Source organism: Cupriavidus sp. SK-4, from assembly GCF_000611125.1.
GTDB classification, from domain to species: domain Bacteria; phylum Pseudomonadota; class Gammaproteobacteria; order Burkholderiales; family Burkholderiaceae; genus Cupriavidus; species Cupriavidus necator.
This window is the reverse complement of record NZ_JFJW01000152.1, coordinates 64,577-78,715: the sequence shown is the minus strand read 5'-3', so window position 1 is coordinate 78,715 and position 14,139 is coordinate 64,577. Positions and strand designations below refer to the sequence as shown.

Below are 14,139 nucleotides of genomic sequence, written 5' to 3'. Positions count from 1 at the left end.
TTTTAAAAAACATTCTTTGTATTATACTGGCGCTGCGCACCTTGCATACTCTTTGCGCCGGTTTGATCGCCATCCGGGCCAGATGCATTGGCAACGCGGAGAAATGGCAGAGCAGACCTGAGAAGGTATTTCCTCCTGAAACGACCGAAGGGATACGCGTCCCAGCAGTCAAAAATCAAAGGTGAGCCAGCAATCATGGCAGTCGAAACATCTCACATCGCGGTTGCGGTATCGGACCAGGTAATGCACATCACCTTGAATCGCCCGGAAAAGAAGAATGCGATGACAAGGCAGATGTACATCGCTGTTGCGGAACATCTGCAGCACGCGGCAGACAGCGCGGAGATAGCCGCGGTGCTGGTGACAGGCGCCGGCGCCTCATTCTCCGTCGGCAACGACCTCGCCGACTTTATCGACGCGCCGGAAGACCTGTCCACCTCCCCCGCGTTTGCCTTCCTGGACGCCATCAGCACATTTCCGAAGCCATTGCTTGCCGCGGCGCAGGGACACGTGGTTGGCGTTGGCATGACTTTCCTGCTGCATTGCGACCTTGTGCTGGCCGCGCCTTCGATACGCGCAAGCGTGCCCTTTGTCCAGCTTGGCCTTTGCCCCGAAGCAGCCTCCAGCTATTTGCTGCCGGCATTGCTGGGGCATCAGCGCGCAATGGCGAACTTTCTTCTGGGGGAGAGCATGTCCGCCACGCAGCTGGCCGAAGCCGGTCTGGTTTACAAGGTGGTGGACGACGACGCCTTGCTCGGAGCCGCGCAGGCATTGGCCGCCAGGCTGGCGTCGCTCCCGTTGCAAGCCGTCATGGCCACGAAGAAGCTATTGAGAAGCCATGCCGCGCCAGCTGTCAAGGCAGCCCTCGCCGCCGAAGCAAAGGAATTCCAGCGCCTGCTGAAAAGCGCGGAAGCACAGGAAAGATTCCGCGCTTTTCAACAGCGCGTCCGCACTGCCTAGCGCGCTATGCGCTTATGGTGCTCTGCAGCCGAAGCCCCCTAGCGCGGCGCCAGATCCGGCACTGCGGCAACCCAGCCATTCATTGAAAGGAGACACCTTGGGAGAATTCCTGATCTCTGTCAGCGCATCGATCATGTTAACGCTCGGCGCCATGCACCTGACATACACCTTCGCCTCACGCAAACTCCACCCCAACGACCAGAACACAGCCGTTCTGATGCAGGCTTCCTCTCCCGTCATTTCCGGCCAGACAACTATGTGGAATGCATGGATCGGCTTCAACGCCAGCCATAGCTTCGGCGCGATCCTGTTCGGGCTCTTCTACTTGTATCTGGCGCAAGCTGCTCCTGGGCTACTGACGGCATCCTTGTTTCTCCAGCTTGTCGGCGCATTGGCCTTGGCGGCCTATGCCGTCGTCGCGAAGCGCTACTGGTTCCGTACGCCACTGCTCGGCATTTTGCTCGCCTTTCTCCTGTATCTCGCCGGCGCGATTGCGCTGGCGTCGTAACCCGGCGCAACTCGGCACGCGAGGGCCTGCTCTACGGGGCAGCGCCCGCGGCGGTCCGCCGACGCTTTTCATGCCATGTGTCCACTGCGATGCGATCCGCTACGCAGACACGTCCGTTCTCAACTAGCGAATAGCCGATCAGCCGCCCTACCGGACTGGCTTCCCCCCAACGCTCGCGCCAATCAGGCGACGGATCAGCACAGGCGCATGGCGAACCCCTTCCTATCAAGGGAGTGCACGCGTTGTTCCAAGTCTTGCAAGCTTGACCAAAAAATCAATCATATAAATGACGGAGGAGAACATGAGAACCCTGGCACGAATCTGCGCGTCAGCCACGCTGTGCACCCCTGCCCTTGCCTATGCCCAGAATGTCCTGCTGGGTGGTCAGATCAAACTGGGGCTGGATTCCACGTCGGTAAGCGGAGCGACGAATCCCGGCGGAACGGCGTCTCACGTATTCCGGGAAAGCAACCAGACCAGCTTCTTCTTTCTCGACGGAAAGGAAGATCTCGGCAACGGCACGAAAGCGCTCTACCATCTCGAATGGGACTTCTCCGCCGACTCCGGCGCGCAGGGCGCGGGCCGGGCCTTCTATGTTGGCGTGGATAGCGTAACGTTCGGACGTCTGCAGTTCGGGCGGCAGACCGTGTACTTCAGCCATCACTGGTTCATTACCGACACACACGGCGCATTCGACGCGGCGCCCAGCGCCGCCAACTCATTGAATGTGATCGGTTCCATCAATGGCGCCAACTTCGCGGGTAATTACCTCAACAACACCGTGCGCTACGAAACGCCGGTTTTCCGCGGCTTCGCGGCAATGGCATCGTACTCTTTCGATGCCGAGCAGCCCGGCGTGGGCCGCAATCATACCTGGTACCTCAGCCCCAGCTACACCAACGGCCCTTTGAGTATTGGCTTCTACCATATGCAGCGAAACAGCCAGGGCATCCTGCCCTTGCAAACGGTAGGGTCGCTCGACCAGATGGCCGACAAGTTCGCCATTAGCTACACATACAACGGCTTGCGCCTCGGGGCCGTAGTGGATCGCAATCGCGTCGACGATAGAGCGACCGGCCGCAGGCAGGATCGCACTGCCTTCTCAGTCCCGCTAAGCTACGCGACAGGTCCGCATCTGTTCTCCCTGACATACGGACAGGCGCTGCCAGTGCACCAGAACGGCAGCACATTGGCCGATACCGGCGCGCGCATGTTGTCGGTCAGCTATCAATACAGCCTGAGCAAGCGCACTTGGCTGGATGTGTCAGCGGTTGAACTGCGCAATCAGCGCAATGGCCGTTACAACTTCTGGCTGGGCGGGCTCAACGGCTCATCTCCGTTGCCCTTGCAGGACGCCGGCGCACGGGTGCGCATGTTCTACGCCGGCATCAAGCACCAATTCTGACGGCAAGGATGGCTACCCGAATCGCTTGCGCGCGTGCTCGGTGTAGCCATCCGCGTGGCCATTACCGCCATCCGGCAAGCGTGCCGGCTCCGGATTTGATCCTCTACGGCACCAGCCAACCAATCCTTGTCATTTGACTGAGGAGGCAACGTGCCACTTGGGAAAATACGTCTTCACGACGTCGCCATCCGCACGCAAGGAATGGCATTGATCAATGGGAAACGGGCGCACGTCCGCAGTCTGGAAACTAAAACTCTCCTCCGCCATGCCCTGGATGACTGCCGTCGGCAGTATTGCCGCCAGTTCGTTCAGGTGCGTGCAGCCTTTAATCCCACCGGTCCGCTCGGCGAGCCCGCGGCGGAACTGCCTGAACACGTTTAAACCCGGTCAGCAGCTCGTAGACATCGGCTGCCGATTCACAGCTTCCCGGGTAAGGCACGCGGTCGGAAACCGCACCTGCCGCGAGGATGTTGAATTCTCCGTCCATGACCAGGCGAACCGTCATGCGATGTATCGGCCTTCCTGCCACATGCACGCCGTTTGGCGCGAGAACATCGTGGGTCTTGACATCCTGGAGGGAGGCATCGATCTCCCAATTGCCATCCTGGCGCCGGAATACCTCGATGCTGATCGAGCGCGTATGCCGCAGCGTGCGGTCGCGGTCGGATAGTGGTAAAGCCATGATTGCTGATCCGTGGCTGGTTGGCGCCCGAAAGCGATGCCTCCGTGCGCCCGGGAGAAAGTTCGAACTGTAACCCTGCCCCTGTTCAGGCTTCGATCCAGGCCTTGAATGCCGGTGGCAACTCCCAGAGCGCGGCCAGAGCATCTAGCCCGCTGCGCAGGTGCGCGGATTCGCGATGCCTGGCGAAGGCCGCCTTGTCCTCCCACTTCTCAAGGAGGAAGTAGGTCGCCTTGTCGCCTTTGGCCCGGTAATAGCAGTAGCTTACGCAGCCTTGTTCCGCGCGGCTGCTCGCTGCGAGCGCATCGAGTATCCCGATGGCTGCTTGTTCTTCGTTTTCCTTGATCCGCAAATCAGTGGTCATGATGACCGTGCCGCTGCCTGGCATCGCATTGACTCCCATAATCTTCGCTCAATAATTTGAATGTGGAAAGCAAGCGACAACGCGCCGTCGCCGCCTGCCTGACTTTGCATTTGACGGCCAGCCTGCTTACCCGGCCCTCTCCCGCTCCTCCTCGCGCAGGGCAAGACGGGAGATCTTCCCCGCGGCGGTCTTCGGCAAAACCTCCCGCATCTCGAACAGCTTCGGCATTTCCATCGGCGACAGGCGGCTGGTCAGGAAGATACGCAATTCATCGACATCCAGCGTCGCCCCTGGACGCAAGCTATAGAACGCCTTCGCGGTTTCGCCGCGATAGGGATCGGGAATGCCGATCACGGCCACCTCGCTTACCGCCGGATGCTCGCAGACCGCGGCTTCGATCGCGGTAGGAAACAGCTTGTAGCCGCTGGCGATGATGACGTCTTTCAACCGATCGACGATCTCGATAAATCCATTGGCATCCATCTTGCCGATGTCACCCGTGCGCAGGAAGCCGTCCGCTGTCATCACTGCCTGCGTCTCCTCGGGACGATTCCAGTAGCCCTTCATGACCTGCGGCCCCGCAGCGCAGATTTCACCTGCCTCCCCCGCTGGCAGCACGAGCGCGGGATCGGCGGGATCGCGGATCTGAATCTGCGTGCCCGGAATCGGAATTCCAATTGAGTTCGTTGATCCCTCTGCGCAGTCAGGCACCATCGTCAGGCCTGGACTGCATTCGCTCAGGCCGTAGCCTTGGCGGATACGCACACCGAAGCGCTCCATGAACCGCACGCCTGTTTCGGGCGGAAGCGGACCACCGCCCGCCATCACCTGGGTCATCCCGCGCCAGTTGACCTTGTCCGCGTCAGGGTGATCCAGGAAAGCCGTATAGATAGTCGGGACGGCCGCGAGATTGGTCACGCCGCGCTCGATGCATAGCGTGATAGCCGCGCCGATATCGAACTTCGGCATCAGCACTAGCTCGGCGGCAACGGCGAGGCCGAGATGCATCAACAATGTCGTGCCTGTGATATGAAAGAGAGGGAGCGGAACAAGGAAGACCTCCCTTCCCTCCCTCAGCCCGCTCATCATCAGCCTGGCCTGCTGTGTGTTGATCCAGAAGTTGTTATGCGTCAGCATCGCGAACTTGGGCGTTCCGGTGGTGCCTCCGGTTGCCTGCAAGGCAGCAAGGTCTTCCAGCGGATCAATCGCAACGGCTTGCGGATGGCCTGCGTCTGCCAGAACCGAAGCCAGCGAAACCATGCGCGGCGCCAGGGCGGGCGCTGGCGTATCGGCACCGGGCAGCAGATCCGAAGCATCCATGCGGACAACGATCACCGATTCGACCACGCCCTGCTCCAGACACGCCGATGCCGTGTCGAGCAAGCCAGGAAGATCCGCCACGACCAGGACGCGCGCGCCGCTATTGCGGAGCTGCGTCGCGATCATGAGCGTGGGATAGAGCGGATTGATCGCTACGGCTACCGCCCCTATCTGAAGCGCGGCGTAGTAACCGATCACAAAACCCGGATGATTGGGCAGGAGCATGGCGATCCGGTCGCCCTTGCACAGGCCATGCGCTTGCAGGCCTGCCGCTGCGCGCTGCACCAGATCCATTGTTTGCGAATAGCTTAGCGTGAGGCTGCCAAAGCTCAGGCAGTTCCGCTCGGGATACCGGCTCGCCGAACGGGTGAACAATGTCACCGGCGATCCTGGCTCCTCCCGATAGGACGCCAGGGCGCCGGCTGGATAGAACCTGTTCCAGGCATTCTGTTCCATTTGCAATGTCTCCTTTTTTTTTACTTTTCCATTCCCGCTCTCATGAAGCCATGAAACCACCCGCAACGTAATGCCTCCGCTTCCAGGAGGCGCGAGTCGGTAATCCGTCAATCCGTCGTCGCCATGGCTCATAGTTCCCCTTTGGATTGCAGGGGTCATTCCGTCCCATCAACCTACGGAGGCCCCCCACGTCTCCTGTGCAAAACCCGGTCGGGTGCCTGCGGCTCAGCAGACTTCGAAAAGACCCGCGGCACCCATGCCCATGCCGACGCACATCGTGACGACGACATACTTCACGCCACGCCGTTTGCCTTCGATCAACGCATGTCCAACCTGACGCGCGCCCGTGGCGCCGTAGGGATGGCCGATGGCGATCGAGCCGCCATTGACGTTCAGGCGCTCCTCCGGAATGCCAAGGCGATCCTGGCAGTACAGCACCTGAACCGCAAACGCTTCATTCAGCTCCCACAAGCCGATGTCATCCATCTTGAGGCCCGCGCGCTGGAGCAGGCGCGGCACGGCGAACACTGGCCCGATGCCCATTTCGTCAGGTTCGCACCCCGCGACCGCGAAGCCGCGGTAGATACCTAGCGGTTCAAGGCCTTTTCTCTGTGCCAGCAAGCCGTCCATCATCACGCACGCCGAAGCGCCATCGGAAAACTGGCTAGCGTTCCCCGCCGCCACAACGCCCCCCTCGAAGGCCGGCTTGATGCTGGAAACGCTGGCGTACGTGGTATCCGGACGAATGCCCTCGTCAGCCGAGATTGTGATCGACTCTTGCGCCGTTTCTCCGGTGTCCTTGTTAGTCAGCTGTTTTATGGTTGTCATCGGGACAATCTCGTCGGCAAACTTGCCAGCCCGCTGCGCGGCGGCGGCACGAAGCTGGCTGTTGACGCCATACTCATCCTGGCGCTCACGCGAGATGCTGTATCGCTTCGCCACGATCTCGGCAGTCTGCAGCATGGATAGATAGGCCGACGGTCTGTGCTCTGCGATCCACGCTTCGTGCAGCATGTGCATATTCAACTGGTTCTGCACGCAGGAGATCGATTCGACGCCCCCCGCAACGATCACCGGTACGCCATCGGTAACGATGCTCTGCGCGGCCATCGCAATGGCCTGCAAGCCGGAGGAACAAAAGCGGTTGACCGTGACGCCGCTGGCCGTGACCGGCAAGCCCGCGCGCAGCGCGCTCTGCCGTGCGATATTGAGGCCGTTTGCCGCCTCCGGGTTGCCACATCCGAGAATCAGGTCTTCCACTTCCTCCGGGTCGAGACTGGCGCGCTCCACCGCGTGCCTGACCACGTGCCCGCCCATGGTCGCGCCGTGCGTCATATTGAAAGCGCCGCGCCATGCCTTTCCCCAGCCCGTGCGTGCGGTCGAAACGATCACTGCATCCTTCATACTCTTCTGTCTCCTTTCGTTTAGATAAAAGTGCCGTTGGTATCGGCCAATTCGAGCAGCAAGCGGTGCGGCTGCCAGAACGCCGGGTCCGAGCCGGCACGTTCCCGAAAGCGCTCCATCGATGCGATGACTTCCCGCAGGCCCAGCGTGTTCGCGTAGTACATGGGGCCGCCGCGGAATGCCGGGAATCCGTATCCGAGCAGATAGACGGCATCGATGTCCGAAGCCCGCTGCGCGATGCGTTCGTCCAGGATCGCCGCGCCTTCATTGACGAGCGCAAGCATGCAACGCGACACGATCTCCTCGTCGGAGATCTGCCTGCGGGACCTGCCGATCTCGGCGGAGTAACCCTCAATCAGGTCGCGGACAGCGTCGTCCGGCTTGCCTCCCCGGGCGCCCGGCTCGTAGCGGTAATAGCCAGCCCCAGTCTTCTGGCCGAAACGCCCTAGCTCGCAGAGACGATCGGGCAAGCCGGAATACACCACGTCGGGAACCTCGACGTAGCGACGCTTGCGTACGCTCCACAACACGTCCAATCCGGTCAGGTCACCTGCGCGGAACGGTCCCATTGCCATCCCCCAGGCTTCAAGCGCACGGTCTATCTGCTCGGGCAGCGCCCCTTCTTCTAGTAAAAAATAGGCCTGGCGCAGATACGGGTCGATCATCCGGTTGCCAATAAAACCGTCGCAGACGCCAGACACGACACCTGTCTTCTTCAGACGCTTGGCAAGCTTCATCACCGTCTCCAGGACTTCCGGCGAGGTCTCCCTTGCCCTGACCACCTCCAACAAGGGCATCACGTTCGCCGGCACGAAGAAGTGCATGCCCACCACGTCGGCAGGCCGGGCCGTTGTCGCGGCAATCTTGTCGAGGTCCAGCGTTGAAGTATTGCTGGCAAGAATGGCACCGGGCTTGCAGACAATGTCCAGTTGCCTGAAGACACCGGCTTTCGCATCCATGTCTTCGTAGACCGCCTCCACCACCACGTCGGCATCGCGTAGTTCTTCATAAGACAGCGTAGGCTGGATCAGCGCCAGGCGCTTGTCGCAATCCACCTGCGACAGCTTGCCGCGCCGTACCGACCCTTCGTAGTTCGCACGGATCACCGCCAATCCGCGCTCCAGCGCGTCGCTCTTCATCTCCAGCAAGCGAACCGGAATGCCGGCATTGGCAAACGTCATGGCAATACCCGCGCCCATGGTGCCTGCGCCCACCACGGCTGCCGCTCGGATCTGGCGGATTTCGGCCTGCGCTGGCAGGCCGGCAATCTTCGCGGCCGTGCGCTCGGCGAGAAACGCATGCCTGAGGGCGCCGGAAGCCGGACTGTCGAAGAGCTTCATGAACGCTTCACGTTCGAACGCCAGGCCAGCGTCCACTGGCAACGCTGCCGCCGCCCGCAGGCAGGCGATACACGCGTTCACGGCAGGCGGCCACTGCCCTTTGCTGCCAGCTCCCTGCTCCAGGTCCTGCAAGGATTGTGGCGATTCCGGCGCCAGCACGGCGCGGTCGCGCAGCAGGGACGCTTTCATGCCCTCGCGTACAATCCGGTGCGCAAGCCCCAGGCAAGCCTCCAGCAGGTTCTGCTCGACCACCAGGTCGAACAAGCCGGCCAGACTCGGCGCATCGGCCCTGACGGGATCGCCGCTGCAAATCATCCTGGCGGCCGCCTCAAGGCCAATCGCACGCGGAAGGCGTTGCGTGCCGCCGGCACCGGGAATCAGACCAAGCTTGATCTCCGGCATAGCGATGCGGCTACCCGCAATCGCCACCCGGTAGTGCGCGGCCATGGCGAGTTCCAGCCCGCCGCCCATGGCCAGCCCTGCGATACCCGCTATCACGGGCTTGGCACTGGCCTCGACGGCCGCCATCACGGCATGGATCGACGGCTCCGAGAATGCCTGCTTGGTATCGAATTCGCTGATATCCGCACCGGCACTGAACACGTCACCCGCGCCAACCAGCACGATTGCCGACACCTCCGGCATGCTGTCGATCCGCCCGATCATATCGATCAGCCGGCGCCTTAATGCAACGTTGAGACTGTTCATCGGCGGATTTCCCAACTCGACGATAGCCACCCCATCCAGGATTTCTTTCAACACAGGCACGCGCTCCTTTCTCAATGCGTTAGCGGGTAAATCACACACGGCACTCACGTGCCATTCGTCGCATACGCCGAGATCGACCGACGCAAGGCGGGACTGCCAATAACACGAGCCGCGGTACAGCAAGGCTTCGTGATTTCATCTGCCTCCTCCAATCAATCGACTCGATCATATAATACAAATTTAAGTTACACGGTAGACTGTTTTGTATTATATTGCAAGAACTCATTGAACTACGGAACCTCACCATGGCAGGCGTTCTCATCCTTGTAGGCTCTCAATCCGGCAACGCCTCCCTCGTCGCCGACCTCGCCGCGGAGCGGCTACAGGAGCTCGGCCTGGCCAGCCGCTTCGCCGACCCCCAGCGGGACACCCCCCTCATCCTTGCCCAGACCTCTGCCCTGCTCGTCTGTTGCGCCACCCATGGCGCGGGCGATGTGCCAGATCCCATTCGAACCTTCTACGCACAGTTGCTGGCCGCCACCATTGACCTGGTCCACGTGCGTTACGGCGTGATCGCGCTAGGCGACCGGACCTACGCAGAAACCTTCTGCGGGGGAGGCCGCAGAATCGACGAGGCGCTGGCGTCGAAAGGCGCCGTTCGAGTCGGAAGCCGCCTGGAGATCGATGCTTCCAGGACATCGTTCCCCGACGAGCCTGCCCGAGCCTGGCTTGAAGACTGGGTACCGGACTTGCTGGCCGCGGCGCAAGGCACTGTGGCACGCGCAGTCGCTGTTGCAGATCGCAATTTCCGCTAAAGGTGGCAGCGCGGTGGCGAATGCCGTGGGTGCCGACCTTCGGAACGCCGGCGCGCTCGAGGATGCGGCGCCATGCGTGGTAGTAGGATCCAGGATGCTCGGCTAGTTGTGGAGCTTGGAGTGGTCCTCCATGAACCGAAGTCGAAGCTCCTTCACGGTAGGCGCCTTGTGGGCCTTGGCCTTGCCATGCCCAGGGTCGCCGCCGCGCCGGACTTCGGCCAGCCAGTCCTGGGCCAGCGCCCGCGCCAGTTCGACGGTCAGCCCGCCGAACTGGCCGAGTGCCGGTTTACGGCGTACCGCTGTTCGTGCGGTACTGAAGCATGAATACTTTGCGGCCAGTTGGAGTTACCTTACATTTGAAGCCCGGAACGATCGTATCCCGGAGTTCGAAGTCGCCGGCCTGTGCCTTTGCAGCGTCAACAACGCGCTTGGTCAGCCTGATCTTGGTCATGTGGAGCTCCTGAGAGGCCCGATTCCACGTGCCGACTCGGAGCCAGGCGAAAGAGAACCGGGGCGATTTTCATCGCGCACGGCGATCTGATACAAGGCGTTGATTTGCGGAAAATCCGCCACAGCAAGTTGTATCCAAGCAGAGAGGCGCTGCGACTGACTAACTATTTTGTCAAGTCACTCCTCTCACGACACCCGGGCGGAAGGTCAATAGCAACGACGGTTTGCGAGCATACAAGGCGTGGCTTCATGGCTTGACCTTGTAGTCAGGGGCCAGTAGAAGTTGGTTGTAGCCCCCGGCGCATCGTGTTGCGCCCGAATGGTGAAACTGGGATAAGCAGGACAGAGGAAATCGACTTCGCCACAGAGAACGACAGCCATTTCGTTTCCACAGTATTGCCCATGGCCCGCTCGTCAGCTCCCGGGGCGGACCTTTGCTGCCGGCCATCCACCGGAGAAATCGACCACCGCACCGGTCAGGAAGCGAGACTGGGTGGATGCCAGGTACCGAATCAGATCGCCGATTTCCTCGGGATGACCAAGTCGACCCACAGGTACCTCGGACTTCACGTATTCCCTCCCCGCCGGGGCGTCGATGAAAACGGCGCGCGGGTAGTAGGCTTCGCTGTAAAGGAAGTTTGGGGCGACTGCGTTCACTGCAATATTGAGCGAGGCAAGTTCAATGGCAAAAGAATGAAGCAGGGCATTTGCTCCAGCCCTGGCCGCATCGGGAATTGCCGCGCCGTACATCGGAAGATGCGTTCGGCATGAGGTGATCATGACGACGTTCCCGCCGCCCTGGCCCTTGAAATGAGGGATTGCGGCCCTCACTAGTGCGAACGGCCGGACCACAAGCACTTCGAGCGTCTGCCGGAGGTCATCCAGCGATACATCGGTCGAGGATCGGTGTATCGCCGGGTAATGGTCATTGCTGACGATGGCGTCGACGCGACCGGCTTTTTGCCACGCTGCCTCGAGCAGGAGCTCAGGCGTTTCGGCGCTCAGAAGTTCTGCACCCGGATGCAAGGCGACGAACTTGCTCCAGTCATCCTGGACGGTGAAGGTGTCGTCTTGCACGAAAACGCGGAAGCCTGCTTGCAGCAATGCGGCCACCGCAGGCGGACCGGCGTAGCCAGAGGCATTCGTAACTAGGGCGACCTTTTGATCCATGGTTTGCTCCTGATTCATTGAAAGTATGAACGTACATGCTTGCACGTGCTGCCTCGGGAAACAGCCGTGAGTCCTTTCTCAAACCACACCGAATGTGTAATAGAGACCAATCACGAAGAATACGGCGAGCGTCTTGATCATCGTGATCGCAAAGATGTCACGATAGGATTCCCGGTGCGTCAGACCGGTCACTGCAAGCAATGTGATGACGGCACCGTTATGCGGCAGCGTATCCATGCCTCCGCTCGCCATTGCCACGACGCGGTGAAGCACCTCGAGCGAGATTTGCGCGGCTTGTGCACCTTTCACGAACAGATCTGACATCGCAGCGAGGGCTATGCTCATCCCGCCCGACGCCGAACCCGTTATGCCTGCGAGGGCACTGACAGACACCGCGGCCTTTACAAGCGGGTTGGGGATACTCCCGAGCGTGCCGATGACAGCAGCAAAGCCCGGCAACGCGGCGACGACACCTCCGAAACCGTATTCCGAAGCGGTGTTGACTGACGCGAGCAACGCCCCGGCGACCGCAGCCTTGGTTCCAGCGGCAAACCGGTCACGCAGTTCGCGGAAAGCGGTGGCAACAACCAGCAGAATGCCCAGAAGCAAAGCGACTTCCACGGACCAGATTGCCAGGACGGAGTTGATCGTAGTCGTCACCGGGGAGTGAAGGCCCGGCAGGACATCCGGTGCAATCGTATATGTCGGTCCGTACCAGGCAGGAATCGCGCGGGTGAATGCGAAGTTTGCAACACCAACGAGCAACAGGGGTGCGATGGCCACGAGCGGATGTCGAAGTACGCGTGATACCACTCTCTCCGGTTCATTGACAAGGTCCGTCCCATATCCTTCGCCCGTTGCCATCGCGGCGCGGCGTCGCCACTCAAGGAATGCGAGCCCGACGATGACGATGAACAGCGATCCTGCAATGCCGAGGCCGGGCGCCGCCCACGCTGTTGTCTTGAAGAAGTTCGTCGGAATGATGTTCTGGATTTGCGGGGTGCCGGGAAACGAATCCATGGTGAACGAAAACGCCCCTAGGGCGATCGCGCCTGGCATCAGTCTCTTCGGAATATTGCTCTGTCGGTAGAGTTCCGCAGCGAAGGGATAAACCGCAAACACGACAACGAACAGCGAGACGCCACCATAGGTGAGCAATGCACAGACCGCGACGATGACTGCATTCGCGCGGGAGCGGCCGATATAGCGGATCGCCGCATGAACAATGGCTTCGGAGAAACCGGCCAGTTCAATCACTTTCCCGAAAACGGCGCCGAGCAGAAAGACAGGAAAGTAGAGTTTCACGAATACGACCATCTTCTCCATGAAGATTCCAGAGAAGACGGGTGCAACCGCGGCAGGTTCCGTCAGCAGGACTGCGCCAAGTGCCGCGAGCGGGGCAACCAGAATGACACTAAAGCCGCGGTAGGCAGCAAACATGAGAAACGCCAGCGATGCGGCGATAATGACGAACGACATTGTGTCTCCAGACGATACTTGGAATACCAACCGCGGGCGGTACGGCGGTCGCACCACAAGGGCCTGTCTATATCCCCCGTTCTGATGACGAGGGTTGTCTCCCACACGGCAATCTAACCGGCTTAGCGTCCTGCTGCGAAGCGTCGCTGTGCGGCGAACTCCATTAGCCGCTCATCGCGCCAATCCCTGCGTTTGGCCAGATCTTGCATCGACAAGTGCTGACGGCGATCTTTCTCCACCTGGGCTATCCACTGCGCATCCCATGGGCCGTCCGCGATCCGCGACTGGGCTATCGAGTAGTAGAGCGGCCCAAGCCTGTTGGCGTAGTCGGCCACGCCGCCGGGCGCGTTGAGGTCGATGGTTTCGAATGGCCCCATGAATGACCATCGCCAGCCCAACCCGTCACGCACGGTCTTGTCGATGTCCTCGCAACTCGCAATTCCCTCGCGGTGCAATGCCCACGCCTCGCGCAGCAATGCCGCCTGAAGACGATTGAGCACGAATCCTTCGATTTCCTTGCGCACGTGCACAACGCTCTGCCCAATGCCAGCCATCAGCTTGTCGACGAACGTGACCGTCTCTTCCGATGTCTGGCTGGACGGTACGAGTTCGACGACGGGTACGAGATAAGGGGGATTGACCGGATGAGCGATCAGCACCCGAGGCGAGATCCCCAAGTCGCTGGCAAAGGCCGAGGCGGGAATGCCGGAACTCGAGCTGCCAACCATGACGTTGCCGCCTGCGACGCGATCGATGTCTTCCATCAGCCTGCGTTTCACGTCCATGCGCTCAAGTACAGATTCCTGTACGTATGCCGCGCCGGCAACCGCCTCGGCGAGTGACGTCACCCGGGTCAGACGCGCGGCCACCTCTTCCGGCGATTGCTCGAGCAGGCCGTGTGCCTTCATGGCATTCAATTGCTCTACCGCCCACGGTATCGCCTGTTCTGAGATACGGGGATCGTTGTCGAAGATACGCACCGACAGGCCTGCGCGGGCAAAGGCAATTGCCCAGCCTGCGCCAACCAGGCCCGCACCAACAATGGCCACGGGCATATTGAAGTCAATTGTGGATTTCATAT

At 60.7% G+C, this 14,139-nt stretch carries 14 protein-coding genes and 1 pseudogene; 5 read left to right on the top strand and 10 right to left on the bottom strand.

The window, feature by feature from the left end; translation table 11 throughout:
- The 4 genes from CF68_RS38810 to CF68_RS30460 all read left to right on the top strand — a co-directional run.
- A partial coding sequence (locus CF68_RS38810) for a hypothetical protein (protein WP_235205942.1) occupies window positions 1-185 on the top strand: 185 nt, incomplete at its 5' end.
- A gap of 10 nt (window positions 186-195) precedes the next feature.
- Entirely contained in the window at window positions 196-960 is a 765-nt protein-coding gene (locus CF68_RS30470) for an enoyl-CoA hydratase-related protein (RefSeq protein ID WP_035826314.1), read from the top strand.
- Between the two features lie 97 nt (window positions 961-1,057).
- Window positions 1,058-1,468 carry a hypothetical protein gene (locus tag CF68_RS30465; protein ID WP_035826312.1) on the top strand — a complete coding sequence of 137 codons (411 nt, stop codon included), beginning with the start codon at window positions 1,058-1,060 and terminating at the stop codon, window positions 1,466-1,468.
- A gap of 301 nt (window positions 1,469-1,769) precedes the next feature.
- Window positions 1,770-2,873 (top strand): porin, encoded by a 1,104-nt coding sequence (locus tag CF68_RS30460; protein WP_051591759.1) that lies wholly within the window; start codon window positions 1,770-1,772, stop codon window positions 2,871-2,873.
- Window positions 2,874-3,002: 129 nt separating this feature from the next.
- On the opposite strand, the gene CF68_RS39255 is transcribed toward CF68_RS30460, so the two are convergent.
- The 6 genes from CF68_RS39255 to CF68_RS30435 all read right to left on the bottom strand — a co-directional run bounded on the left by CF68_RS39255 (window position 3,003) and on the right by CF68_RS30435 (window position 9,204).
- Window positions 3,003-3,248, bottom strand: a complete 246-nt coding sequence (locus CF68_RS39255; protein ID WP_051591758.1) for a DUF2889 domain-containing protein — start codon at window positions 3,246-3,248, stop codon at window positions 3,003-3,005.
- Entirely contained in the window at window positions 3,199-3,555 is a 357-nt protein-coding gene (locus CF68_RS36710) for a DUF2889 domain-containing protein (protein WP_161786885.1), read from the bottom strand. The genes CF68_RS39255 and CF68_RS36710 overlap by 50 nt, the downstream gene beginning before the upstream one ends.
- Window positions 3,556-3,640: 85 nt before the next feature.
- Window positions 3,641-3,916 (bottom strand): putative quinol monooxygenase, encoded by a 276-nt coding sequence (locus CF68_RS30450; protein ID WP_161786884.1) that lies wholly within the window; start codon window positions 3,914-3,916, stop codon window positions 3,641-3,643.
- 126 nt (window positions 3,917-4,042) lie between these two features.
- Window positions 4,043-5,692 (bottom strand): AMP-binding protein, encoded by a 1,650-nt coding sequence (locus tag CF68_RS30445; protein WP_051591757.1) that lies wholly within the window; start codon window positions 5,690-5,692, stop codon window positions 4,043-4,045.
- Between the two features lie 225 nt (window positions 5,693-5,917).
- Window positions 5,918-7,096: an acetyl-CoA C-acyltransferase gene (locus CF68_RS30440; RefSeq protein ID WP_035826309.1), complete on the bottom strand. Its 1,179-nt coding sequence runs from the start codon at window positions 7,094-7,096 to the stop codon at window positions 5,918-5,920.
- 20 nt (window positions 7,097-7,116) lie between these two features.
- Window positions 7,117-9,204: a 3-hydroxyacyl-CoA dehydrogenase NAD-binding domain-containing protein gene (locus CF68_RS30435; RefSeq protein WP_035826306.1), complete on the bottom strand. Its 2,088-nt coding sequence runs from the start codon at window positions 9,202-9,204 to the stop codon at window positions 7,117-7,119.
- Window positions 9,205-9,449: 245 nt separating this feature from the next.
- Here CF68_RS30435 and CF68_RS30430 point away from each other — a divergent pair, with 245 nt between their 5' ends.
- The gene (locus CF68_RS30430) at window positions 9,450-9,959 is read left to right on the top strand and encodes a flavodoxin domain-containing protein (RefSeq protein ID WP_051591755.1); all 510 of its coding nucleotides are present in this window, start codon (window positions 9,450-9,452) and stop codon (window positions 9,957-9,959) included.
- A 105-nt stretch (window positions 9,960-10,064) separates the two neighbouring features.
- Here the strand turns inward: CF68_RS30430 and CF68_RS30425 are convergent.
- The 4 genes and pseudogenes from CF68_RS30425 to CF68_RS30410 form a co-directional block, all read right to left on the bottom strand.
- A pseudogene (locus CF68_RS30425) lies at window positions 10,065-10,410 on the bottom strand (Arm DNA-binding domain-containing protein); the annotation flags it as partial.
- 413 nt (window positions 10,411-10,823) lie between these two features.
- The gene (locus CF68_RS30420) at window positions 10,824-11,579 is read right to left on the bottom strand and encodes an SDR family oxidoreductase (protein ID WP_035826305.1); all 756 of its coding nucleotides are present in this window, start codon (window positions 11,577-11,579) and stop codon (window positions 10,824-10,826) included.
- Between the two features lie 78 nt (window positions 11,580-11,657).
- Window positions 11,658-13,058 (bottom strand): GntP family permease, encoded by a 1,401-nt coding sequence (locus CF68_RS30415; protein WP_035826304.1) that lies wholly within the window; start codon window positions 13,056-13,058, stop codon window positions 11,658-11,660.
- Window positions 13,059-13,180: 122 nt separating this feature from the next.
- Entirely contained in the window at window positions 13,181-14,137 is a 957-nt protein-coding gene (locus CF68_RS30410) for a 3-hydroxyacyl-CoA dehydrogenase (protein WP_200872613.1), read from the bottom strand.
- Window positions 14,138-14,139: the final 2 nt, after the last annotated feature.

Coding starts and splice junctions, on each gene's coding strand:
- CF68_RS30470 (WP_035826314.1), top strand. CDS start 196: ATGGCAGTCGAAACATCTCACATCGCGGTTGCGGTATCGGACCAGGTA.
- CF68_RS30460 (WP_051591759.1), top strand. CDS start 1,770: ATGAGAACCCTGGCACGAATCTGCGCGTCAGCCACGCTGTGCACCCCT.
- CF68_RS36710 (WP_161786885.1), bottom strand. CDS start 3,555: ATGGCTTTACCACTATCCGACCGCGACCGCACGCTGCGGCATACGCGC.
- CF68_RS30450 (WP_161786884.1), bottom strand. CDS start 3,916: ATGACCACTGATTTGCGGATCAAGGAAAACGAAGAACAAGCAGCCATC.
- CF68_RS30445 (WP_051591757.1), bottom strand. CDS start 5,692: ATGGAACAGAATGCCTGGAACAGGTTCTATCCAGCCGGCGCCCTGGCG.
- CF68_RS30440 (WP_035826309.1), bottom strand. CDS start 7,096: ATGAAGGATGCAGTGATCGTTTCGACCGCACGCACGGGCTGGGGAAAG.
- CF68_RS30430 (WP_051591755.1), top strand. CDS start 9,450: ATGGCAGGCGTTCTCATCCTTGTAGGCTCTCAATCCGGCAACGCCTCC.
- CF68_RS30420 (WP_035826305.1), bottom strand. CDS start 11,579: ATGGATCAAAAGGTCGCCCTAGTTACGAATGCCTCTGGCTACGCCGGT.
- CF68_RS30415 (WP_035826304.1), bottom strand. CDS start 13,058: ATGTCGTTCGTCATTATCGCCGCATCGCTGGCGTTTCTCATGTTTGCT.
- CF68_RS30410 (WP_200872613.1), bottom strand. CDS start 14,137: ATGAAATCCACAATTGACTTCAATATGCCCGTGGCCATTGTTGGTGCG.